Origin of the sequence: Dehalogenimonas etheniformans (assembly GCF_014672715.2) — a bacterium.
GTDB lineage: Bacteria > Chloroflexota > Dehalococcoidia > Dehalococcoidales > Dehalococcoidaceae > Dehalogenimonas > Dehalogenimonas etheniformans.
This window is the reverse complement of record NZ_CP058566.2, coordinates 647,309-669,260: the sequence shown is the minus strand read 5'-3', so window position 1 is coordinate 669,260 and position 21,952 is coordinate 647,309. Positions and strand designations below refer to the sequence as shown.

The following is a 21,952-nucleotide window of genomic DNA, read 5'->3' as shown; positions in this document are numbered from 1 at the left end:
TCTGAATGAAATTCAGCGGCTTCCCTGAAAAATTTGAATTCTCCGCGGTGCCCAAGCCGTACCTAGCTTACGTGCTGCCGGCGATCGATGACCTTGATGAACTCAAGGCGACCCTGGTGTTTTTCAAGCTGCTTTACCAGAAGAAGGGCTTCCCTGTCTGGGTAACCGCGGCGGAGTTAGCTGATTCCGGTAGCGGTTTCGACGAGGCTTCAGCCGAGCGCTCGCTCAACAAAGCCGTCGTCAGAAGCGTCTTGATGCGCCTGGCAGTGACTCTCGAAGGACGAGCCACCGGGCTATACCTGTTGAACGATGAAAAGAACCGGGAAGCTGCTCGCAAGATCATCGGCGGGGACATCAAAATTAAAGACCTGGCTCCATCAATTGCCTCGGAGTTACCTCCGTTGCCTGAATTGCCCGACATTTTCTCTCTTTACGAGCAAAACGTCGGCCTGCTGACACCGATGATCGCCGATGAACTTAAGGAAGCTCTGAAACTATACCCTGAAGCCTGGATAAAAGACGCCATCAGGGAAGCAGTCAGCCTAAACAAGCGGAGTTGGCGATATATAAGTAAAATATTGGATAATTGGAACGCTGGCGGCAGAGACGATGCAACATATCAAAGACATCCTGAAGAAGACCGCGACAAATACATCAAAGGCAAATACGGCAAGTACGTCCAGCGATAAACCTGGGGACACCGCCATGCCTGAGTGCCCGTTTTGCCGTGGGGCGCGGTTCGTCTATCCCCGGACGCCGGAAGGCAAACCGGACTACTCGACGACTGTTCCCTGCCGTTGTGTCGATGCTACTGTCGATCTGGAAAAACAGCGGCGTCTGATTGATTACTCCCGGCTGGGGATGCTCCGCTCGCTTACCTTCGACAACCTATTGCCCGAAGGTCGGCACGGCTCGCCCCAGCATCGCGTTGCCTTCAAGCAGGCTTACGAAGCGGCGCTGACTTTCTCCGAAGATCCCAGGGGTTTTCTGGTTTTGACGGGTCCATCAGGTTCAGGCAAAACCCATTTGGCCGCCGCCATCACCAACCGGAGAATCGAGCTGGGACACACGGTGCTGTATCGCTCGACGCCGGACCTCCTCGACGACCTGAAAGCCAGCTTTGCCGCTAGCGCCGAAAATCCCTTCCCCGAGGTTTTCGAACAGGTTAAAAACGTACCGCTGCTAGTGCTTGACGATCTCGGCATACAATCCGAGACTCCGTGGGCTAGAGAAAAGCTCGACCAGCTTATCACCTACCGTTTCAACCACGAAATGCCCACGGTCTTGGCTACTTCTCTACCCGTCGAAGCCCTCGACGAACGCCTGCGCACCAGGCTCCTTGACCCCCGTCTGGCCAAGGTGTTCCGACTAGCCGGTCAGGGCTCCGCCGATACGGATTGGCCGGAAGGCTTGGCGCTTCAGCGGAGTATGAATTTTCTCTCCTTCGACCGCGAGCGTCTGAACCTGCCGCCGGAAGATCGCGATAACCTGTCCCGAGCGTTTCAGGTTGCCTCCGATTTTGCCCGCGCCCCTGAAGGCTGGCTGATTCTCCAGGGAGTCACCGGCTGCGGCAAGACCCATCTGGCCTCAGCCATCATCAATTATCGCTATCAGGCCGGCCTTTCGGCGTTGTTCGTCGTCGTACCGGAATTCCTCGACCACCTGAGATCTGCCTTTTCGCCCGAAGCCAAGGTTTCCTACGATGAGCTGTTCGACCGGGTGAAAACCACGCCTTTCCTTGTCCTCGATGACTTCGGCGAACAAGCAACAACTCCCTGGGCCCAGGAAAAGTTATACCAGGTCATATCCTACCGCTATAACGCCCGTCTACCCACTGTGGTGACCACCCGGGCTAGTTTGGAACAGATCGAACCGGCTATTTCTTCACGGTTTTTTGACCACCAGTTCAGCATGGTCTTCAACGTCACCGCGCCGGACTACCGCGGCGATGCGTCCCATGCTAAGACCCGCCGCCCGGCTCCCCGCTCACCTCGTACCTTTAAAAAGTAGCGCACGACATGCCATGCCGATCAAGTAGGAACTAAAATGAGTGAATTCGGTTTGATCCTGTTCGGAATTGTCATACTCCTTTTAGGGATTTTTGTGTTGAGACTCAAGCCAATGAAAACTAACGAAGGCAGCATGTTGGTGAAATTTTTGGGTTTAGCAATGGTAGTCGGATCATCTATAGGGATACTCATATTGACACTGTATGTTTTAGTCACTTAATTGAGCCGAAAAATCACCAACCGCCGTTCGTGGTGAGCCCGTCGAACCATGACGGTATTGAACCTGGAGCAACATGAAAGTATTACTAGTTAACGGCAGTCCCCACCCCCACGGCTGCACTTATACCGCCCTCGAAGAAGTGGCAAATACCCTGAATGCAGAAGGCATCGAAACTCAGATCTTCCAGATCGGCATCGAACCTATCTCCGGTTGCATCGCCTGCAAGACTTGCGCCAAAAAAGGTCGGTGCAATTTTGATGATTGCGTCAACGATTTCGTCGGCCTGGCTCAGGGTGCCGATGGCTTTGTTTTCGGCTCTCCCGTCCATTATGCCGCCGCCAGCGGGGCGATGACTTCCTTCATGGATCGGGCTTTCTATTCCGATTCAAACGCAGGCAGGCGGTCCTTTTATCTAAAACCTGCCGCCGCCGTCGTGTCGGCAAGGAGAGCGGGCACTACCGCGGCTTTCGATCAACTCAATAAGTATTTCACCATCGCCGAAATGCCGGTTATTTCTTCACAATATTGGAACATGGTTCATGGAGCCGTGCCGGAAGACGTCAAAAAGGATCTGGAAGGGCTGCAAACAATGCGGGTACTTGGGAGAAATATGGCCTGGTTTTTAAAATGTAAAGATGCCGGAATCAAGGCTGGCATACCCTTCCCCGTGAAGGAGCCAAAGGTCCGCACCAATTTTATCCGGCAAGAGACCTGAAAGATTGTTGATTTTCACACTGGTTTTTGAAGCCGTTTGAATTCATCTTTGAATCTTTCAAAGTCTTTCAGGCAGACTGTGCATCCTCCGGAAGAATTGAATGCTAAACCTTTCTTGAATTCGACCATCTCGTCCAAACCCTCACTGAAAACACTTCCGAAAGGTTTGATCGAAGGAGGGCACAAAGTCCAGCTGCCATCCAGCAAGATTCCGAGAAAATCGGTCCACTCTCCCTTGCAACAGGAGTAACCCGGGTCAAGACCCTCCAACCCTCGATTTCGGATATTGAATTCAGTTAACGCAATGGTCCTGTCGGAATAATCATCTACCATAACGCTATAGCCTTGCCTTCTCAACAGGTTCACAACCGCCAGCGGATTATAGAACTTCAAATGAAATTTGTCCCTGGCGGTTATAATGACGAGGCGTTCTTTATATTTTTCAGTCAATTCCAAAAACCTGGCCATCGTCACAATGTCCTCTAAAGGCCGGCAATTGGTGGTAACAATCAACGAGAATCCGTTTTCTAAAGCTGATTCCGTCATTTTGAAAAAGCTTGGGTTCAATAAAGGTTCGCCCCCGAAAAAGTTCAACTTATTGATGCCGGATTTCTGCGATATCGCCATCGATTGTTGAAATACATCCCAGGGCATGTGATTGCCATGGTTTAGCGAACAGCCAAAAATGCAGTGGGCGCATGCATGGGTGCACCTGAGGGACAGGAATAAGGTAAGAAAGTCCATTTTTCTCGCGAGACATTCTAGCTTGAAAGGCAGGTTGGAACAACCCGCATATTCAGTCTCCCACTTCGTTCGATCGATTGGATGTTCGCCTAACTTGCGCGCTGTTAAACGATTCTTTACAATTGGGGCCACCAGGGAACGACTGATATGCTCAATCACCCGGTGCTGGTGTTGAACCAGAATTACGAGCCCATCCACGTCTGCCAGATCAGGCGCGCCATCCTCCTCTGCTACCAGGGCAAAGCTGAAATGCTGGAAGACGGCCTCGGTATGCTCCACACCGTGCAACTCTCCGTTCCCATGCCCTCAGTCATCCGGCTGCAGCACCAGGTTAAACGTCCCCGCCCCAGGCATAAATTAACGCGGTGGGAGATTTTCCACCGCGACGATTTTACCTGCCAGTACTGCGGCAAAAAGGTCCAGCCCCTCACCATCGATCACGTCGTCCCCCGTTTTCAGAACGGCCGGCACTCCTGGGAAAACCTGGTCACAGCCTGTGTCCCCTGCAACCGCCACAAAGCCGGCCGCACCCCGGAGCAGGCCAACATGAAACTGCTTAAAAAGCTCGGACCTCCGGACGGTCGCCCGATGGTTGTCTTCTCGCACCGTTACCAGGAGCGGATGCCTGTCTGGCGGAAATACCTGCCGGAAAAATCCTGAAATTCTTCCCGAAACGGAAAACCCAAAACCTTCGGCGTTTTGAGCCTTTGAATTTTGGGTTTTGAGATTATTTAAATTTAGATATTAGATATTAGGATTTTCTCTTATCGCCGACGTCGTCTCCGCCTTTTGTGCACGGTGCTTGTGTCAGTAGTAGCCGTCGCAGCGGGCGCCACCTGGTCGTCTGCCTCGGTGATCGGCGTCACGCCGATTTTGTCTTCCGGTTCCGGCATCACCGGCCGGTTTGAGGGAGCCACCGTGGCATTGGCCGCCATCGCGGCAGCTTCGGCCGCGGCGATGCGCGCCCGTTCGTCATTCATGCACTTATAGGTCTCATATTCATGACCCAGGCAGCATAGCAGCCGGCCGCAAACGCCGGATATCTTCACCGGATTCAGAGGCAGATTCTGTTCCTTAGCCATCTTGATCGAAACGGGTGCAAAATCGGTCAGATAGCTGACGCAGCAAAGTTCTCGGCCGCAGCGGCCGTACCCGCCCAGGATCTTGGTCTCATCCCTCGGTCCCACCTGACGCAACTCAACACGGATGCGCAGCTTGCGACCCAGTTCCCTGACCAGTTCGCGGAAATCGACCCGTCCTTCTGAACTGAAATAAATGGTGACATGGCTTTCATCGAGGTTGTATTCCGCCGCCAGGCACTTCATCGGCAGGTTCAGCTTGACCACCAGTTCTTCGCAGTCGACGATCGCCTGGGCTTCGGCACGGCATACCGTGTGGCGGTGCTCGATATCTTCCTCGGTTGCCATGCGGACAACCGGCTTTAACGGGGCTTCAAGCTTATCCTCAGGGACTTCTTTCGGTCCGTTTATGACCTTGCCGACCTCCAGGCCCCTCGCCGTCTCCACGACGACGTTGTTGCCTGGTTCCAGCGCAAAGGCCGCAGGATCGAACTGGTATAATTTGCCCGCCTTTTTAAGGCGGATCTCAACAACGTTAACCACTCTTCTTTAGACTCCCTCCGAGTAACGGCAAGCCGAGCATCAGCACTTCCAGCGCAAGCCGCGGCGACGCGTTCTGCTCGAGGTATTGCCGCGTATTCGACAGCGATCCGATTATGGAACGCGCTTCTGTCGTGCCCACTCGGGATGACAGCCTTTCGAGCGCCGCCATATAGTCAGTATTGACTACCTCATCATTTATGTCAAGTTTAATCAATAGCAGATCACGGCAAAATGACAGCCATTGGTCGAGCATCCGGTATATCTCGACTCTCGACTTGCCGAAGCGGGTCGCCAGCCTCGCCGCCAATTCGAACCGGAAATCGAAATCGGATTCCAGAGTCTCGGCAAACCGGTCGAGGTTTTCTTTTCTTTCCGCCAGCACAGCGTCGTCTGCAGCGGCGATAATCGCCCAGCCCGCCCTGCCCTGGCTTAAGCGCGCCAGCAGTCCAGCACGCTCAGCGGAGAAACCGAGGTCTTTCTCCAGATATTGGGAGATCTCGGTCCTTGGGGCGGAGGCGAGTTTCAGTTTAACGCATCGCGACCTGACAGTTTCCGGCACCAGGTTTTCTCTCGAGGTCGTCAGTACGAATACGACATTCGGCGGCGGCTCTTCGAGGGTTTTCAATAGCGCGTTAGCCGCGCCGGTCGACATCCGGTCCGCTTCTTCGATGATAAAGACCCGGCACTTGCCTTCGTACGGCGGCATGGAAGAGGCATGATTGATCGCCCGGATCTGTTCGATAGTTACCTCGGTCTTGCTCTTGCCCTCATCGTTGACCGCCAGCCCGATCACCTGGACGTCCGAGTGGATGCCGGAGGCGATGCGCCGGCACGGCTCGCATACGCCGCAGGGAGGGTCGCTGCCGATGCAGTTGAGAGTCTGGGCCAACCTGATAGCCAGGGCAGTCTTGCCGGAGTGCTCGGGGGCTGAAAACAGATACGCATGGCACAGATTCCCGTTCTCCAGGCTTTTAGCCAGGAAAGCGACGATGTTATCCTGCCCTATGAGACGCCAGTTAGTCACGGTAAATCCGAAGCACGAAGTCCGAAATCCTAAACAAATCCAACGCACCAAGGTTCACCCGGTCGTCGTTGCGAGAAGTCCTTTGACGAAAGGACGACGAAGCAATCTCCGGTCGGATTCGAGGGGAGGCATCGCATTTGAAAATTTCGGTCATTGATATTGATTCGTATTTCGAATTTCGGATTTCGATTTTTTATCCCAGATCGGTCCTGGTCAGATCTTCGACCGTCTCGCGCCGCCTGATCAAACGCGCTTTGCCGTCTTTGATCATGACCATGGCCGGCCGGTAAAAGGCGTTGTAGTTGGAAGACATCGGGATGCAATAAGCTCCGCAGACAGGCATCACCAGGATATCGCCGCGCTTGACCTCCGGCAGCTTGATATCTGTCGCAAGAATGTCGCCCGATTCGCAGAATCGCCCTGCGATGGTATAGGTCTGTCCAGCGAAGTCCGACATGCGGTTGGCGAGGTAAGGCTCGTACTGTGAACAGTAAAGCGCTGGCCGGATGTTGTCGGCCATGCCGCCATCGACGCAGGCGTACCTGCGGATTCCGGGGATGTCTTTTATCGCTCCGATGGAATACAAAGCCACCGCAGATCGTGCCACCGTGGCCCGCCCCGGTTCGACCGAAAGTTTGGGCATGGCAAGACCAAGCCGGCGGCATTCGTCCCTGAAAGCGTTTACGATCGCCTCGGCATACTCGCCGATGGTAGGCGGAACGACGCCAGAAAGGTATTGGATAGCGTAGCCGCCGCCCGTGTCCAGTTCTTCGGTGATAAAACCGAGTTCCCGTTTCATCCGGGCCATGAATTCAAGTGTCGTTTTCATGGCGTCCAGGAAAGGCTGGATCTCGAAGATCTGAGAACCGATGTGGTAGTGAAAGCCGATCAGTCTCAAGTTCTTGGACTTCATCGCTTGCGCCGCAGCCGCCGAGGCATCATCGAGGCCGAAGCCAAACTTAGAGTCGATGTTGCCGGTGGTAATTTTGGCGTGGGTGTGGGGATCGATGCCGGGCTTGATCCGGAACATGATGTCGGCGCGGACTCCTCGCCTTGCGGCCATGGTTTCGAGGCGGCCTAATTCAAATGAATTGTCTACGACGATTCGGCCCACCCGGTATTCCAGGGCCATTTCAAGTTCAGCATCCGACTTGTTGTTGCCGTGGAAGTAGATCGCATCGGTCGGAAAACCTGCTGAGCGGGCGATCTCGAGTTCCCCACCCGACACCACATCCAGGCCCAATCCTTCCGAGGCAACTATCTTGGCGATAGCCCGGGTGAGGCAGGCCTTGCCGGCAAAGACAATGTGCGTCGCCGCGTATCGTCCCGTGAACTCCCGCTTGAACTCCCGGCACCGCTCCCGGATGTCGTCCTCGTCAAATACATATAGCGGAGTGCCGAACTCTTTTGTAAGGGCCACGGCATCCAGACCGCCTATTCTGAGGTGGCCGTTATCATCGATGCTGGAGTTAAGTGGGAAAAAAGGAGGAGCGTTTTTCATACCGCCCATGATAGCAATACCACATGATGAGGTCAAAGAGCTTTTTGTGGTAAATTCTTTACACCAAAAACAAACCTTTGCACCCCAAACTCGCCTCCGCTAGAATTATCATCGTTCTGTATTAAGGAGTTCAATTGATCAAAGCAGTATTCTTCGATCTCTACCAAACTCTGGTCGGATATGACCCGCCCCGGGAGGAATGGGAGTCCCAGGCGCTCGATAGCCTGGGCATCAAGGCGTCGGCCAAAGCTTTTGCCAAAGGTTTTATCATCGCTGACGAGTATTTCTATACCGAAAATGCCAAAAAGCCCATGAGCAAGCGACCCGCCGAAGAGGTGAAAGCGGTCTACGCCAAACACCAGGCGATCGTCCTTAATGAAGGCGGCATCGAGCCCAACCCGGATATCATCCGCTCGATGCTCCTCCGTTTCCGCGACGCCAAGCTGAAGCAGGTCCTTTTTGACGACGTCATTTCAACAATGTCCGAGCTAAAACGTCGCGAAATGATAATGGGCGTAGTGTCGAACGTGGACAAGGACATCAAGCCGCTGATGGATGAATTTGGCATCAGTCCGTTTCTCACGACCGTAGTAACCTCGCAGGAGACCGGCTTTACCAAACCCAATCCCGAGATCTTCCTGGAAGCCATGAGGCGGGTCGAACTTCCCCCGCAACAGATTATGTTCGTGGGAGATCAATATCAAATCGATGTGCTGGGGTCTTCCGCAGTGGGCATGAAGGCGGTCCTTCTTGACCGCGGCGGTTTTTCGGAAGCACCGGCGGAATGTCCCAGGGTGAGAACGCTCTATCAGTTGACCAACATGATAGACCAATAAAGGAGTTAATAAATGGAAGTTGTTTTTGAAGGACTCATAGATGGCGAAAAAGTCCCTGAGCGCTGTACCTGCGACGGACCGGGAATTTCACCCGAAATAGACTGGCGCGGCGCCCCTACTGGGACTAAGAGTTTTGCCGTTGTTATGGACGATCCGGACGCCTCAAGAGGTCTTTTCACACACTGGCTCGTGTGGGGGATCCCGTCAAAGGCAACCAGGCTCCCAGCCAACCTGGCTCGCCAGCGGGAACTGCCTAACGGCATAAAACAGGGCGTCAACTCAGGCGGTGCCTATGGGTACGCACCCTGCTGCCCTCCGCCAGGCAAGGTCCATCATTACACTTACAGTTTCCTTGCGCTGGACATCGAGCCTGATTTGCCGGCCGGCGTCAATAGAGACCGGTTCGACAAAGCCCTGAAGGGCCATGTCCTGGAAGAGGTATCTGTAACCGGGCTTTACGAACGTTTCTAAGCCCGGGTTCCGGCAACAGGTCCCAGGAGAATCGGCACAGGTGATTGACGAAACACCTTCTCGGCTACGCTGCCGAAAGCCCAACGGCTGATCCCGCTGCGGCCATGGGTGGCCATGATAATGAGATCGATAGCATGGGTCGTGGCGTATTGGATGATAGCTTCTGCGGGTCTTCCCTTGCCCAGGACGATTTCAGAATTTATGCCCTGGTTGGCCAGGTCGCCAGCGATCTTATCGAGATAGCTTTGCGCATCCTCCCGGGTTACGGTATCCAATTTAGAGGCGATGTCCTCCCCCATGACCTCGCGGACCGAGGGTTCGATGGCTTCATGGGCTTGGAACAGGACGACGGTAGCGTTGGATGGTTTGACGACGCTCACGACCTGCGGAATGATCGATTCCGATAGTTCGGAACCATCGAGGGGCACCATCACTCGTTTATACATCGTTAACCTCCGAGATATATTTAAAGGGTCACAATAAAGTTTACCCGACCTTCGGCTCGTTCACAAAATGGGGACCCACGGTCAAGTCTGGAAAACGCAAAATGCCTCGCGATAGATTTAGACAACAATATTGAGGTATAGTGTGCCACATGGAAAAATCATCCCGAACGGTAGTCGAGCTAGCTGATAATTCGCCAGAGATAGTATCTCTAGTCAACCAACTCGCCGAACGCGGCTGGAAAGTTCACCTGATGTGCCATGTAGCCCCCGAAAGAGAAGCCCTGGATCCGCGAGTCAGGGTCCACAAGCTGCCGCTCACCACATCCTACCCCATAACCTACGCCGCATTTTTGGCGGCAGCTCCCATTATCCTACGTATTAAACCGGACATTATTCACGCCCACTACCTGACCAGATTCGGAATTCTTGCCGCAGTGTACCGTCGCTTCCTGCGTTTCAAACGGTTGGTTTTGACGGTCACAGGCCTGGACATCAAGCCTGAATCGTGCAAAGGCATGACCAGATGGTCGGCCGAACACGCCCTCCATATGTTTGAGACGATAACGTGCGCTACTCACGCGATAGCCGAAGGGCTCCATGATCTTAAAGCCCCAGCTGAAAAAATCGAGCAGATCGACCTGTCATTTAATGCAGGAAAAATTTCCGTAACAGTCATCGACCGGCTGGAAGTTATCTTTTCACGGGCGATCGAAAGCAAAAACCGACAGGATTAAATTTAGATCCGGCTGCCGCCGAGTTGCTTTTGCTTATCCTGATACCGTTTGCGTGAAGCTTGGACAGCTTTAATCGCTGAATCGCGGTCTTCCCAACCCTCAACGCCGGTCTTCTTCTTCTCCAATTCCTTGTAAATGCGGAAGAAGTGTTCAATTTCCTTCAAGAGGTGTGGCGGGACATCGGAGAGTTCCTGGATGAAGTTCCAGTGGGGATCCCCCATAGGTACACAAAGAATTTTTTCATCCGGACCCTTTTCATCCCGCATGCGGAATAAGCCGATCGGTTTAGCATCGATGAGGCACCCCGGGAACGTCGGCTCTGAGACCAAAACCAGCGCGTCCAACGGATCGGTATCTTCGGCCAGGGTGTCCAATATGAATCCATAGTCTGATGGATAATGTACAGCGGAGAATAACATCCGATCGAATTTGATGATCTTGCGTTCCTTGTCCCATTCGTATTTGTTTTGGCTCCCCTTGGGAATTTCAATGAGAATGGTCAGGACCATCTCTTCGTCTTCAGCCTTACGTTCGGTCTTTGTTTTGGGCGGACAAACCGGCTCGTCGCCTGTGATTATCCTGATTTCACTTGAATTCCTGTCCAGTGGTTTTTCGGGTGACATTCTTTCTCCTTATAAGTTACTCGCATTTTAGCAGAGCTGGGGCGATGATTGAAATTACCTATTCAAATTTCCAAGTTCAGAGTGCCTTAACTCTTGATGTGCGCTATATTGGAATAAAAGAAGTATTTTGGAGGCAATATGCCAAAGGCTTTCTGGAAAGGCGCCATTAGTTTCGGATTGGTGGTTATCCCGGTATCGATGTCGGTTGCGGTCAGGGAGAGGCCGCTGCGTTTCAGCTATCTGCACAAGAGGGATCTGGTCAAACCAAACCAGGTGCTCCACTGTCCCGAGGATGGGGAGTATTTCGGCATCAAGGATACGGTACGGGGCTACGAGTATTCCAAAGGGCAGTATATCGTCATCACCGACAAGGATTTCGAAGCGGTGCCTCTGCGCACCACGAGGACCATCGATATCCAGTCTTTTGTCGATACAGAAGACATCGATCCTATTTATTTTTTCGACAGCCATTACCTGGAACCGCAACCGCTGGGCGAAAAACCATTCAAATTATTAAGGCAAGCGATGCTGGAGGTTGGAAAAGTCGCGATTGCCAAAGTAGCCTTTGCCAGAAAAGAACACCTTACCTGTCTTCGGCCTTACAAAGACACGTTGATCTTGCATACGATGCATTACCCTGGTGAAATCACGGCGCCCCCCGAGTTGGCGGAAGCAAAAGCACCGCCCTCCAAAGCAGAGATCAACATGGCCGTTTCTCTCATCAAGAGTATGGAAGAGAAATATGATCCCGAACAATATCATGACGAGTACCGGCAAGCTCTTGAAAAAATCATCGATGCCAAGTTGAAAGGCAAAAAGATAACGGTTCCTAAGGCACCTCCGGAAAAGGAAACCGAGGACCTGATGGCAGCCCTTGAAGCGAGTCTGGCCAAAACCAAAACCGCTGCAGGCAAAGGAAAATAGTTGGCTTCAAAAACGTCCGGGATTGATCTGCGCGCCATTACGGGAGCCCGGCGTGCACAAATGCCAGCTCGCCTTGCGCCGATGCTTGCGACCCTGATAGACAAACCGTTTACGGACCCGGGCTGGTATTTCGAACCCAAACTCGATGGTTACAGGATAGTTGCCTTTGTCAGTGGAGGCGAGTCCAGACTACAGTCCCGCCATTTTCAAGATTACACCGACCGTTTTCCCATCATAGCTAACGAATTGTCCGAACAGGCAGTAGACGACGCAATATTCGATGGCGAGCTTATTTCATTGGATGAAAAAGGTAAGCCGTGTTTTCAGTGTTTGCAGCAGCACCTTCAACGGAGTGCCAGTCAGAAAACCGTATACACCCTCGTTTACTATGTTTTCGATCTTGTCCACCTCAACGGGTATGATCTGATGGCTGTCTCTCAATCTGAACGCGTCAGCCTGCTCCAAAAGGTGTTCAATACCGGCAAATCGGTTAAAGCAATTTCACGCCTGGAAGGGAACGGTGTTGACATCTTCAAAGCAGCCATCGATGCCGGGTTCGAGGGAATTATCGCCAAGAGACGCGATGCCCGCTATCAGGAAGGCAAAAGATCGACCGACTGGCTGAAAATCAAAGGAACGCTTGCCGATGAGTTCGTTATCGCAGGTTATACCGCCGGCCAGGGGGCACGATCGGGCGTCTTCGGTTCGTTAGTCCTGGGTCAATATGATAGTACCAATCGCCTGATCTACGCCGGAAACGTCGGAACCGGGTTCGACGAACGCCTGCTCGATGATTTGAAGTCGAAGATGAAAAAACTGGTTACAGATAAATCACCATTCCTTTCCGAAATCCCTTTCGAGGCAAAAACTACCTGGCTCAAACCTGAACTTGTGGCCGAGATCAAATACGCGGAGCGCACCAGGGATGGCATTTTGCGGCAGCCTGTCTTTTTGAGATTGAGAACCGATAAACCGGCCGGAGAGGTTAGGCCGCAGACGATCTTGAGTAAAGAATAAAACGAGGCAGAAGTTGAGGAAAATCATAACGACAACATTTGTCACACTCGACGGCGTGATGCAGGCGCCCGGCGGGCCGACCGAAGATACCAGCGGCGGTTTCGCTTACGGCGGCTGGTCGGCCAATTACTGGGACGATCTTATGGGCGAAATCATGAACGGTTTTATGGCTTTGCCGTTCGAGTTGCTCCTGGGCAAGACGACATATGACATCTTCGCCGCTTACTGGCCGACAGCGAAAGAAGATCAGATTATAGCGGAGAGGTTTAACGGCACGAAAAAATGGGTCGTGTCGGACAAGGTCGTTAAGCTTTCTTGGCACAACTCCGAACTGATCGTAGGGGACGTCGTAGACCAGATCAAACAATTAAAGACAAAGAATAACCCGGACCTTTGGGTTCACGGAAGCGGCAATCTGATCCAGACGTTGCTCAGAAATCACTTGATAGATCGGATGTATATCTGGACCTTCCCGGTCACCGTCGGCGGCAACGGTAAAAGACTGTTCTCGGACGGCACCTTGGCTCAAGATTTCGAACTGATAGATTCAAAAGCGTCGACAACAGGGGTGATAATTGCCACTTATGAACCCCGTGGCGCGTTGAAAACCGGTACGTTGTAGCCCGTAGTCGCTCTCCCGACTAGTACTCGATACCGCGCCGGGCCGGGATGCCGCGGTCGTATGGGTGTTTGATCTTGACCATCTCGGTGACAAGATCGGCGGCATCGATGACTTCCTGGGGAGCCAAACGGCCAGTCATGACTAATTCAACATGTTCCGGCCGGTCTTTGATCAGCTGAACAACGTCCCTGGTTTCCAGCCATCCCCAACCGGTCACAATATTGATTTCGTCCATTATGACGACATCCCAATCCCCCGATAACATGGCTCGCCGCGCCTCAGCCAGGGCTTGACTGGCTTTGGCTTTTACCTCGGGCGTCGGGGTCTCGGGATGACGCACCAAGCCCGGCCCGAAGGCAGCCCATTTCACCCCGGGCAGGCAATGCAGCACTTCCTGTTCGCCGGAGTCGTAATTTTGGTTCATGAAATAGACGATGTAAACCCGGTAACCCCGCCCTGAAGCGCGAACAGCGGTACCGATACCAGCGGATGTCTTGCCCTTCCCCCCACCGGTGAATACCTGCGTCAGCCCTCGCTTCATAGGTTCATACGTCAATGCCGCCGAGAGGCAATAATCTGTTCCGGACTTTTCGTGTTCCATTTTCAGGTGCAGGGATTCAAGACATTACCGGGGTTTTTGATGACCATGACGGAGGTAAGGCGGTAATCAGTGTTGCTAACTTCTCCAAGAGTAGCGTAATAAACGCGTTCATCTTCCATAGTCATGTATTCGCACACCAGCACCGAAGTCTCCGGCGGGAGGCCATGCTCGATCAGGTAGGAAGCGGTCTGCCGAGGCACCTGAGTTTCATTGGTCAAGGCCAGAAGATGGCGGCCGATATTGAAGCTATCGACCAGGAATTTAAGCTTGCGTTTTTTCTCTGCTTCGTGTCCGTCATGGAATGACACAAGCACCGATTCATCCAAACATATCTGAGCGCGGGCGGCTGCGAATTGAGCGGCACCGGCCGAAGGGACGATCCTGACATCGAAATCTTTAAAGACTTCAAGCACCTGTGCCAGGCTGGAAGAGACGCAGGGGTCACCCACCCTGAGGACGGCAACCGTTTCACCGGTGACTAAGGCTCGCCCGGCGGCATCTTTTTCTTTTTGGAGATAGTTCCTGGTCTCCTGGAAAAACAAGGTCTTACCCGCGACCAAATCTTTGACCGGTTTCAACGACCAGTCCCAGGCCAGGATGATATTCGATCCTTTGATGGCATCTTCGGCGGCGTGGGTCAGCCACTTAGGCGACCCGCCCGGACCGATGCCGACGATATAACAAACAGGTTTGGAGGTACGATCCATTATGAATAACTCTCGTAGTATAGTTGCCGCATATTAACACAAGGTTTATCGCCTCTCAAACATCGAGATTGGCGAAAACGGATACAAATTAGAATTCCGTTTTGAGCACAGAAAGAAAGGCTTCCTTGGGCACTTCTACCTGGCCGATAGACTTCATTTTCTTCTTGCCTTCCTTCTGTTTCTCCAGAAGTTTCCGTTTACGTGTAATATCGCCTCCGTAGCATTTGGCAAGGACATCTTTACGGCGGGCGGGGATATCAGCTCGGGCAACGATGCGGCCGCCTATAGCCGCCTGTATGGGGACGGCAAAAAGCTGCCGGGGAATAGCCTCTTTCAACTTTTGGACCAGCGCTTTACCCACATCGTGAGCCTGTTCCGGCGGAACGATGCGGCTGAAAGCGTCAACCAACGTGTTATTCACCAGCACATCGATCCTGGCAAGTTGAGCCTCGCGGTAGCCCTCTAATTCGTAATCGAGAGAGGCGTAGCCGTTGGATCTGCTTTTTAGCTGGTCGTAAAAAGTGGTCAGCATCGACCGGAGCGGCATATCGTAATCCAGTTGCACCCTCTGGGCACCTTCGGTACCCGAAGCTGACCCCAAAAACTCGGTGTGGCGGTGGACGCCGCCGCTAGCCTGCTCAAGTTCCATGATCGGGCCGATGTATTTGGAAGGCGTAAGAATCCGCACTTTAACCCAGGGTTCTTCCATACCGGCAATTTCCGTGGGCATAGGCAGTTCGGAAGGATTGATCACAGTAACGACTTCACCGTTGGTCTTGGTGATGACGTAGCTCACCCCCGGCGCGGTGACGACCAGCGATAACCCGAACTCCCGCTCGAGCCGTTCGTAAACAATGTCCATGTGGAGCAGGCCGAGAAAGCCGCAACGAAAACCATGACCCAATAGCGGGGAATTTTCCATTTCATATGAAAGGGAGGCATCGTTCAACTTGAGTTTTTCCATGGCTTCCCGCAGTTCCTGGTAGTCGGAAGCCGTGGTCGGGTAAATGCCGGCGAACACCATTGGTTTGGCAGGCCGGTAACCGACTAGGGGTTCGACAGCGGGGTTGGCGAGGGAAGTAACCGTGTCTCCGACAGAACAATCGCCGACCGTTTTAAGGCCCGTAGCTATGTAACCGACCTCGCCGGAAGACAATGAATCGACTGGGTGTTCCGCCGGATCGAAATAGCCGACCTCCAACACCTCGAGAGTGGTGCCCTGTCCCATGAGTTTTAATTTGTCGCCTCTCCTGATATTTCCGTCGGTGACGCGGAGATAAGCAATAACGCCCTTGTAGGGATCATAATGGGAATCGAATATAAGAGCCCGGAGAGGACTGTCAGGGCTTCCGCTTGGTGGAGGCACCCGAGCCACAATTGCTTCCAGGAGCTCGGGGACACCCTGACCGGTCTTACCTGAAATCTTAAGCGTTTCGGTCTCAGAGTATCCTAGGACGCTCTTCACTTCTGACATAACCCGTTCCGGTTCACCGCTGGGAAGATCGACCTTATTTAACGCCGGAATGACCTCCAGGTTGTGCTCCATGGCGAGATACACATTGGCCAGGGTTTGGGCCTGAATACCCTGGGTAACGTCAACAAGGAGCACCGCCCCTTCGCAGGCGGCAAGGGTACGAGATACTTCGTAGGAAAAATCGACATGTCCGGGTGTATCGATAAGATTAAGCAGATATTCCTGCCCATTCGCTGATATATATTTGAGCCGGATGGCCTTGGCCTTGATTGTGATGCCGCGTTCCCGTTCAAGTTCCATCCGGTCCATGACCTGCTCGCTCATCTCTTCCCGCCGCATGGCGCCGGTGCTTTCGATGAGCCGATCGGCGAGCGTCGACTTGCCGTGGTCGATATGGGCGATGATGCAAAAATTACGAATGAAGCATTGTTCCATAAGTTCCCTATATTCTAAGACGGTAGGAAGCGAAGAAAGACCTCATTACCCAGGAGTCGCCCCCGGGGGGTTAGTTTCAGCCGATCAGCAGACACCTCAACCAGTCCCAGCCCCGAAAGCTCTGCTATCTCGGCGGAAAATCGGCTGGATAAGTCTATACTAAATTGATGTCCGATGTCACTCATCGAGATTCCCTCTTCCAGGCGAAGTCCCAGGAAGATGGTTTCCGACAACGCAAGTTCCGGGCTTATGGGCTCGAGGTCTTCCCGGGGTAATTGACCTTTTTTGATCTTCATGAAATATTCATCAAGATTCACGGTGTTGGAGAAACGAGATCCGTCCAAAAACGAATGGGCTGCAACCCCGATACCAAGATATTGGCCGCGCTGCCAATAAACAGTATTGTGGCGGCTTTCGAACCCCGGCTTTGCCCAATTCGAAATCTCATAATGGCGATAACCCGCCTCCATAAGTTTTCGGGATGCGATTTCATATTCCTCGGCAGCCTGATCTGCATCAGGGGACGGCGTCTTATTACTTGCGACCATCTTGCCGAGCGGCGTATCGGGCTCGAGTGTCAGGCCGTAGAAGGAAAGGTGTTCTGCGCCGAGATCGATGATCTCATTAAGCATCGTTTCCCAATGGCAGGATTTTCTATTTGGCAGGCCGTAGATGAAATCCAAACTCAGGTTGTCAAAACCAGCCTGGCGCGCCTCAATTACCGCACGCCGAGATTCTTCCACAGTGTGGCATCGGCCCAGAAAGGCCAATTCTTTTTCACTCAGGCTTTGAATCCCCAGACTCAGACGATTGATACCCAATTTTCGCATGGATTGTAGGTATGCCTCGTCCACCGTGCCCGGGTTAGCCTCCAGGGTGACTTCAGCATCAGTATCGACGACGTAATGATTATGAATTCCTTCCAGAATCGAACCGATTTGGCGATCGGACAGCAGGCTGGGAGTACCGCCACCAAGGTACACGGTACTTACAGCGGCTCCCTCCCGTTGGCCGAGTGTGATTTCTCCGATCAAAGCCTGAACATATTTTTGTTTATCCCGAGCCCGGTCGGAAAATGAAACGAATGAACAGTAGCTGCATTTCTTCAGGCAGAAGGGAACGTGAATATACAGGGATAATTCCGGCATAATGTTATGTCAATTATATCAAACAAATGCTTCGGTTACACGCGGAAAAGAAAACCGCCGGGGGAGGAGGAGCCCGGCGGTTTTCTTCTGTATTAATGAGGCGGAAACAGCAAATTTAAGGTGCGCTCTCCAGTTTTGCCATTTGTCGATAATCAAGCGCTGCGGTTTTGGTAATCAGGTCACGCCAGGTCTTGTTTTCAGTCAGGGCGTAGAGAGCTTTGTCCTTGGACTCGATGGTCCTGACAAGCCCTTTCTCCTGGAGGCGGTTTATCGTCCGGCCGATATCCTTGGGTTTCATGTCAAGACTGTCGGCCAGGGCCAGTAGATTAAAGCGGCAGTATGGGTGACGGCCGAGAAGACGCAACATCTCCTGGCTTTCATAGTCGTCAGCGAACTCCCGCATGAATAATTCAATTTCATTTTTGGTCATTGAGCAGTCCATATCAAGCTCCAGGCGGGGTGGCGGTAACCAACCGCCACCCCATGTCTAAGGGAATAACCGGGTCTACCACCTTTTGGAACTATATGAAGCGGTCGGGGTCGAGCGGGCCGGTTCTGGCCGGCGGACGCCAGCGAGCCCTCGCTGCCGCAGGAAAGCCGGGATTTCGAGTTCCTTTTCGGTCTTGATGTTGCGCAGTAAACGAGTGATCTCTTTGTCGCGGGAGCCAACGGACGTGTTCTTGTCGGCAAAGCCGGTGGCGATAAGGGTGAGCCTGACCTCATCCCTGAGGCTCTCATCGGTGCCGACGCCGAAGATGACGTTGGCTTCGGGATCGACAGCCTGACGGATTACGTCGGCAGCTTCATTGACTTCGAAGAGGGTCAGGTTCTCCGGGCCGACCACATTGAAGATACAGCCGGTGGAACCATCAACAGATACATCCAAGAGAGGGCTGCTAAGAGCAGCCTTGGCCGCCATGGCAGCGCGGTTGTTGCCCTTGCCATGACCGATGCTCATCCAGGCCGGGCCGGCGTCTTTCATTACGGCGCGGACGTCAGCGTAGTCCAGGTTGATGATGCCGGGGACGGTGATGACTTCGGCGATGGCCTGGACGCCGTGATGCAGGACTTCATCAGCCATGCGGAAGGCGCCGTCAACGCCGGTCTTGTTATCGCAAATTTCGAACAATCTGTCATTCGGGATCAGGATCATGGTATCGACATTGGGCATGAGCTCGGTGATACCTTCTTCGGCGACCTTCATGCGGTGAGTGCCTTCAAAGCCGAAGGGCTTGGTGACTACGCCGATGGTGAGAGCGCCGGTGGCCTTGGCCGCAGCGGCTACGACTGCCGCAGAACCGGTGCCTGTGCCGCCGCCCATACCGGCGGTTACGAAAACCATGTCGGAACCTTCGACAACCTTCAAAATATCTTCGCGGCTTTCTTCCGCGGCCTTGCGGCCCATCTTATTGTCGCCGCCGGCGCCCAGACCGCGGGTGCATTTCTCACCCAGCTGAATGCGGAGGGGGGCTTCGGTGATCGCCAGAGCTTGGGCATCCGTGTTCATGGCGATGAATTCAACGCCACGAATCTGCTCGCGGACCATCCGGGTGATAGCGTTACAACCGGCACCGCCGCAGCCTATTACTTTGATTTTTGCGCCACTTGGGACATAAATCGTTCTAGCCATAGTACTCCTCGTTTTTCTCTTTCTTTTTTATTTTTGCGATATTCTTTTTATTTTCTCTTGAACAGACCGAACAACCCGCCGCCTTCGGACGGTGAGGTGCTCGGGGGCGCCTGCATTTCGTTCCGGCTCCTGGCCTTCCACATAATGAGCCCAAGGCTGGTAGCGAACGAAGGATCGCTCAGTTTCTCGGACACACCATACATGGCTGGAGGCATGCCGATGCGGACCGGCAGATGGGCCACCTCGGCTCCGAGTTCGGAGATACCGGGAAGGTTACAGGTGCCGCCGGTGAGGACCACGCCACCTCGCAGCAGGCTCTGGTAATCCTCGCCGGGTACTTCGAGGAGGGCTAGACGAACCATTTCCTCAACGCGTGAACGGATGATTTCGCTTACCTGAGACAACGGGAACGTATGTCCACCTTCGGTCACTTCCTGATCGGAAGCTTTTTCGTCAAACGGGTAGACATTGCCGTAGCGCATCTTGATCTCCTCGGCCAATTCCCAACTGACGCCAAGGCCGACCGAGATATCATGAGTAATCTGATAGCCGGCTACCGGCAAGACCGATGTGTGAACGGGTTTGCCTTCTTTGAAAACGGCGATGTCGGTAGTGCCGCCGCCGATATCGGCTAGAATGACCCCGTCCTGGAGTTCATCCGCGGAAAGGACCGCTTCGGCGCAGGCGAGAGGGCTGAAGACCATCTCGTCGATCTCGATGCCGGCGGCTTTGACACATTTACCCAGGTTTTCTACCGCGGTGGCAGAAGCGGTGACCATATGGGTTTCTACTTCCAATTTGAAACCGTGCATGCCGACCGGGCTCTTCACACCTTCCTGGCCGTCCACAGTGAAGTCGAGCGGCAGGAGATGAAGCAAGCGGCGGTCAGCCGGGATCGCTGTGTTTTTAGCTACTTCCAGGGCGCGGTTGACATCAGCCTGGCGAATGATTTCATCTTTACGAGAGATGGCGATGACCCCGCGGTTGTTAGAGGAATGGATGTGCCTGCCGGTGATGTTGATTACCGCGGATTCGATTCTGTATCCGGCCGATTGCTCAGCCATGACCACGGAGCGCTTGATGGCATCCCTGGCTTCGTTCAGGTTAACGACCATGCCTTTTTGTAAGCCAAGCGACGGGACGGTACCTACACCCATGATACGGATACCGGAATCATCGGCATCGCCCATAATGGTACAGATCTTAGTTGTACCGACGTCAATGGCAGCAAGTCTTTTTTTCATAATGTTTCCTCTTCCTTATCTTGCGCCTGTCGGCCTATTTTCCTTCGCGGTAGCGAACGTTCCACTTGACACACAGACTATCGATGAAAGCCCTCTGAGCTGCATCGGAACCGGTCCGAAGCTCAGCCAAGAAACCGTGCAGGAGTTCGCCGCCGCTCATACCCGGGGTCGGTTCCTGCGGACCCGGAAGGTTGATGTAGACGATCTCGGTCATTACCTTTTGATAGTCGATTGCCGTACCCATTTTTGTTTCCCCCTCTTTTTTTCTCTTGAAATTTGCAGCTATCTTAAACGCCGGAAAAAGCAACCGTCAATTGTTGTCCAAGTTTGTCCGGATTGATTCCAATTGACAAAATTATTTGTCCACAGTGGTGTAAAATTTTTGTCCAAGAAAGCTTGTCATTTTTGTCCCTCTAACCTAAAATGAACCTAACCAAGCCATGACGACTTCTAATTCCAAAACGCTACCGCCGTATGTGTCCTACCGGACATTCTGGAATTTTTTGGACGGACTTCAGGCCGCGGTTCCAGCCCGCATCGACAGGAGTTTTTGGGGCGATAAACTTTCCGGATCTACCGGCGGCCAATTGATCGGAGCCCTGAAATACCTAAAAATGATCGACGGGAACGGAGTCCCTACTCTCAGGCTGAAACAGATAATTCTAACAAAGGGCGTTCAGAGGTCTAATCTACTTAAACAGCTTACGCAAGAGGCGTATCCTTTTTTCTTAATGGAACTCGAACCGGCGAACGCAACCTACGCCCAAATGGAAGAAAAACTTAAGGAGCATTTCCAGATTGCCGCTGACGTCGGCCGCAAATGCATCAAATTCTACATCGGGCTGGCGCAGGACGGCGGCATATCTCTATCGCCATTCGTAACCCGCAAGTCCAAAGCGTTTCATACCACGACTTCCAGCCGTAAATCCCGGCGCAACCTGCCAAGAGGCAACGACACAGTCGTGGAACAAAATCCCGATCCCCCCACACCATCAAACGAACAACTGGCTTTTCCCCCCAGCCCCCCGGTGCAATCGCTCGGCCAGATGCTGATGTCCAAATTCCCTGATTTCGATCCCACCTGGACCGATGAAGTCAAACTTCGTTGGTTTCAGGCATTCGATGAACTGATCCAAAAATTCCCCGGCATCAAGCGCTGATTCATTTTTCGCCTTCCTTTATATTGATAATTGGGTGTTTTGAGGC

The 21,952-nt window shown here is 53.1% G+C and carries 25 protein-coding genes; 11 read left to right on the top strand and 14 right to left on the bottom strand.

Going from position 1 to position 21,952, the window contains the following annotated elements; all coding sequences use genetic code 11:
- Positions 1 to 5 precede the first annotated feature (5 nt).
- The 3 genes from HX448_RS03430 (at position 6) to HX448_RS03420 (ending at position 2,944) form a co-directional block, all read left to right on the top strand.
- Positions 6 to 689: a DnaD domain-containing protein gene (locus HX448_RS03430; RefSeq protein WP_102330770.1), complete on the top strand. Its 684-nt coding sequence runs from the start codon at positions 6 to 8 to the stop codon at positions 687 to 689.
- A complete protein-coding gene (locus HX448_RS03425) occupies positions 610 to 2,010 on the top strand; it encodes an ATP-binding protein (protein ID WP_102330769.1) in 1,401 nt (466 codons plus the stop codon). Before HX448_RS03430 ends, HX448_RS03425 begins: the two co-directional genes overlap by 80 nt.
- Before the next feature lie 292 nt (positions 2,011 to 2,302).
- Complete coding sequence (locus tag HX448_RS03420; RefSeq protein WP_102330767.1) at positions 2,303 to 2,944, top strand: flavodoxin family protein; 642 nt, start codon at positions 2,303 to 2,305, stop codon at positions 2,942 to 2,944.
- 14 nt (positions 2,945 to 2,958) lie between these two features.
- On the opposite strand, the gene HX448_RS03415 is transcribed toward HX448_RS03420, so the two are convergent.
- Complete coding sequence (locus HX448_RS03415; protein ID WP_102330766.1) at positions 2,959 to 3,687, bottom strand: radical SAM protein; 729 nt, start codon at positions 3,685 to 3,687, stop codon at positions 2,959 to 2,961.
- Positions 3,688 to 3,834: 147 nt separating this feature from the next.
- On the opposite strand from HX448_RS03415, the gene HX448_RS03410 reads away from it, so the two are divergent.
- The gene (locus tag HX448_RS03410) at positions 3,835 to 4,347 is read left to right on the top strand and encodes an HNH endonuclease (RefSeq protein WP_102330765.1); all 513 of its coding nucleotides are present in this window, start codon (positions 3,835 to 3,837) and stop codon (positions 4,345 to 4,347) included.
- Positions 4,348 to 4,451: 104 nt separating this feature from the next.
- Here HX448_RS03410 and HX448_RS03405 read toward each other — a convergent pair whose 3' ends face one another.
- The 3 genes from HX448_RS03405 to lysA all read right to left on the bottom strand — a co-directional run bounded on the left by HX448_RS03405 (position 4,452) and on the right by lysA (position 7,834).
- Entirely contained in the window at positions 4,452 to 5,309 is an 858-nt protein-coding gene (locus HX448_RS03405; RefSeq protein WP_102330764.1) for a PSP1 domain-containing protein, read from the bottom strand.
- The gene (locus HX448_RS03400; RefSeq protein ID WP_162485988.1) at positions 5,302 to 6,333 is read right to left on the bottom strand and encodes a DNA polymerase III subunit; all 1,032 of its coding nucleotides are present in this window, start codon (positions 6,331 to 6,333) and stop codon (positions 5,302 to 5,304) included. Before HX448_RS03400 ends, HX448_RS03405 begins: the two co-directional genes overlap by 8 nt.
- A 193-nt stretch (positions 6,334 to 6,526) precedes the next feature.
- Positions 6,527 to 7,834, bottom strand: a complete 1,308-nt coding sequence (gene lysA / locus HX448_RS03395) for a diaminopimelate decarboxylase (RefSeq protein WP_102330841.1) — start codon at positions 7,832 to 7,834, stop codon at positions 6,527 to 6,529.
- A gap of 134 nt (positions 7,835 to 7,968) precedes the next feature.
- Here lysA and HX448_RS03390 point away from each other — a divergent pair, with 134 nt between their 5' ends.
- Positions 7,969 to 8,670, top strand: a complete 702-nt coding sequence (locus HX448_RS03390; protein ID WP_102330762.1) for an HAD family hydrolase — start codon at positions 7,969 to 7,971, stop codon at positions 8,668 to 8,670.
- 12 nt (positions 8,671 to 8,682) lie between these two features.
- Positions 8,683 to 9,141, top strand: a complete 459-nt coding sequence (locus tag HX448_RS03385) for a YbhB/YbcL family Raf kinase inhibitor-like protein (protein WP_102330761.1) — start codon at positions 8,683 to 8,685, stop codon at positions 9,139 to 9,141.
- Here HX448_RS03385 and HX448_RS03380 read toward each other — a convergent pair.
- Complete coding sequence (locus tag HX448_RS03380) at positions 9,138 to 9,587, bottom strand: universal stress protein (RefSeq protein ID WP_102330760.1); 450 nt, start codon at positions 9,585 to 9,587, stop codon at positions 9,138 to 9,140. The genes HX448_RS03385 and HX448_RS03380 overlap by 4 nt on opposite strands.
- Before the next feature lie 149 nt (positions 9,588 to 9,736).
- Here HX448_RS03380 and HX448_RS03375 point away from each other — a divergent pair, with 149 nt between their 5' ends.
- The gene (locus HX448_RS03375) at positions 9,737 to 10,321 is read left to right on the top strand and encodes a glycosyltransferase (RefSeq protein WP_102330759.1); all 585 of its coding nucleotides are present in this window, start codon (positions 9,737 to 9,739) and stop codon (positions 10,319 to 10,321) included.
- A gap of 2 nt (positions 10,322 to 10,323) precedes the next feature.
- On the opposite strand, the gene HX448_RS03370 is transcribed toward HX448_RS03375, so the two are convergent.
- A complete protein-coding gene (locus HX448_RS03370) occupies positions 10,324 to 10,944 on the bottom strand; it encodes an inorganic diphosphatase (protein ID WP_102330758.1) in 621 nt (206 codons plus the stop codon).
- Positions 10,945 to 11,082: 138 nt separating this feature from the next.
- Here HX448_RS03370 and ku point away from each other — a divergent pair, with 138 nt between their 5' ends.
- The 3 genes from ku to HX448_RS03355 are packed head-to-tail and all read left to right on the top strand — an operon-like array spanning position 11,083 to position 13,507.
- Positions 11,083 to 11,868, top strand: coding sequence for a non-homologous end joining protein Ku (gene ku, locus HX448_RS03365; protein ID WP_102330757.1), 786 nt, complete (start codon positions 11,083 to 11,085; stop codon positions 11,866 to 11,868).
- Positions 11,869 to 12,885 (top strand): non-homologous end-joining DNA ligase, encoded by a 1,017-nt coding sequence (gene ligD, locus HX448_RS03360; protein WP_102330756.1) that lies wholly within the window; start codon positions 11,869 to 11,871, stop codon positions 12,883 to 12,885.
- A 13-nt stretch (positions 12,886 to 12,898) separates the two neighbouring features.
- Entirely contained in the window at positions 12,899 to 13,507 is a 609-nt protein-coding gene (locus tag HX448_RS03355) for a dihydrofolate reductase family protein (RefSeq protein WP_102330755.1), read from the top strand.
- A gap of 19 nt (positions 13,508 to 13,526) precedes the next feature.
- Here HX448_RS03355 and cobO read toward each other — a convergent pair whose 3' ends face one another.
- The 8 genes from cobO to HX448_RS03315 all read right to left on the bottom strand — a co-directional run bounded on the left by cobO (position 13,527) and on the right by HX448_RS03315 (position 20,990).
- The gene (gene cobO, locus HX448_RS03350) at positions 13,527 to 14,108 is read right to left on the bottom strand and encodes a cob(I)yrinic acid a,c-diamide adenosyltransferase (RefSeq protein ID WP_102330754.1); all 582 of its coding nucleotides are present in this window, start codon (positions 14,106 to 14,108) and stop codon (positions 13,527 to 13,529) included.
- A 2-nt stretch (positions 14,109 to 14,110) separates the two neighbouring features.
- Positions 14,111 to 14,815 (bottom strand): precorrin-6y C5,15-methyltransferase (decarboxylating) subunit CbiE, encoded by a 705-nt coding sequence (gene cbiE / locus HX448_RS03345; protein WP_102330753.1) that lies wholly within the window; start codon positions 14,813 to 14,815, stop codon positions 14,111 to 14,113.
- A gap of 88 nt (positions 14,816 to 14,903) precedes the next feature.
- A complete protein-coding gene (gene lepA, locus HX448_RS03340) occupies positions 14,904 to 16,724 on the bottom strand; it encodes a translation elongation factor 4 (protein ID WP_102330752.1) in 1,821 nt (606 codons plus the stop codon).
- Positions 16,725 to 16,738: 14 nt separating this feature from the next.
- Positions 16,739 to 17,872 carry a radical SAM family heme chaperone HemW gene (gene hemW, locus HX448_RS03335; protein WP_102330751.1) on the bottom strand — a complete coding sequence of 378 codons (1,134 nt, stop codon included), beginning with the start codon at positions 17,870 to 17,872 and terminating at the stop codon, positions 16,739 to 16,741.
- Between the two features lie 115 nt (positions 17,873 to 17,987).
- A complete protein-coding gene (locus HX448_RS03330) occupies positions 17,988 to 18,314 on the bottom strand; it encodes a hypothetical protein (protein WP_102330750.1) in 327 nt (108 codons plus the stop codon).
- A 63-nt stretch (positions 18,315 to 18,377) separates the two neighbouring features.
- The gene (gene ftsZ / locus HX448_RS03325; protein ID WP_102330749.1) at positions 18,378 to 19,502 is read right to left on the bottom strand and encodes a cell division protein FtsZ; all 1,125 of its coding nucleotides are present in this window, start codon (positions 19,500 to 19,502) and stop codon (positions 18,378 to 18,380) included.
- A 47-nt stretch (positions 19,503 to 19,549) separates the two neighbouring features.
- Positions 19,550 to 20,746 carry a cell division protein FtsA gene (gene ftsA, locus HX448_RS03320; protein WP_102330748.1) on the bottom strand — a complete coding sequence of 399 codons (1,197 nt, stop codon included), beginning with the start codon at positions 20,744 to 20,746 and terminating at the stop codon, positions 19,550 to 19,552.
- A gap of 34 nt (positions 20,747 to 20,780) precedes the next feature.
- Positions 20,781 to 20,990: a hypothetical protein gene (locus HX448_RS03315; protein ID WP_076003758.1), complete on the bottom strand. Its 210-nt coding sequence runs from the start codon at positions 20,988 to 20,990 to the stop codon at positions 20,781 to 20,783.
- Between the two features lie 196 nt (positions 20,991 to 21,186).
- Here HX448_RS03315 and HX448_RS03310 point away from each other — a divergent pair, with 196 nt between their 5' ends.
- A complete protein-coding gene (locus HX448_RS03310; RefSeq protein ID WP_102330747.1) occupies positions 21,187 to 21,906 on the top strand; it encodes a DUF5343 domain-containing protein in 720 nt (239 codons plus the stop codon).
- Positions 21,907 to 21,952: the final 46 nt, after the last annotated feature.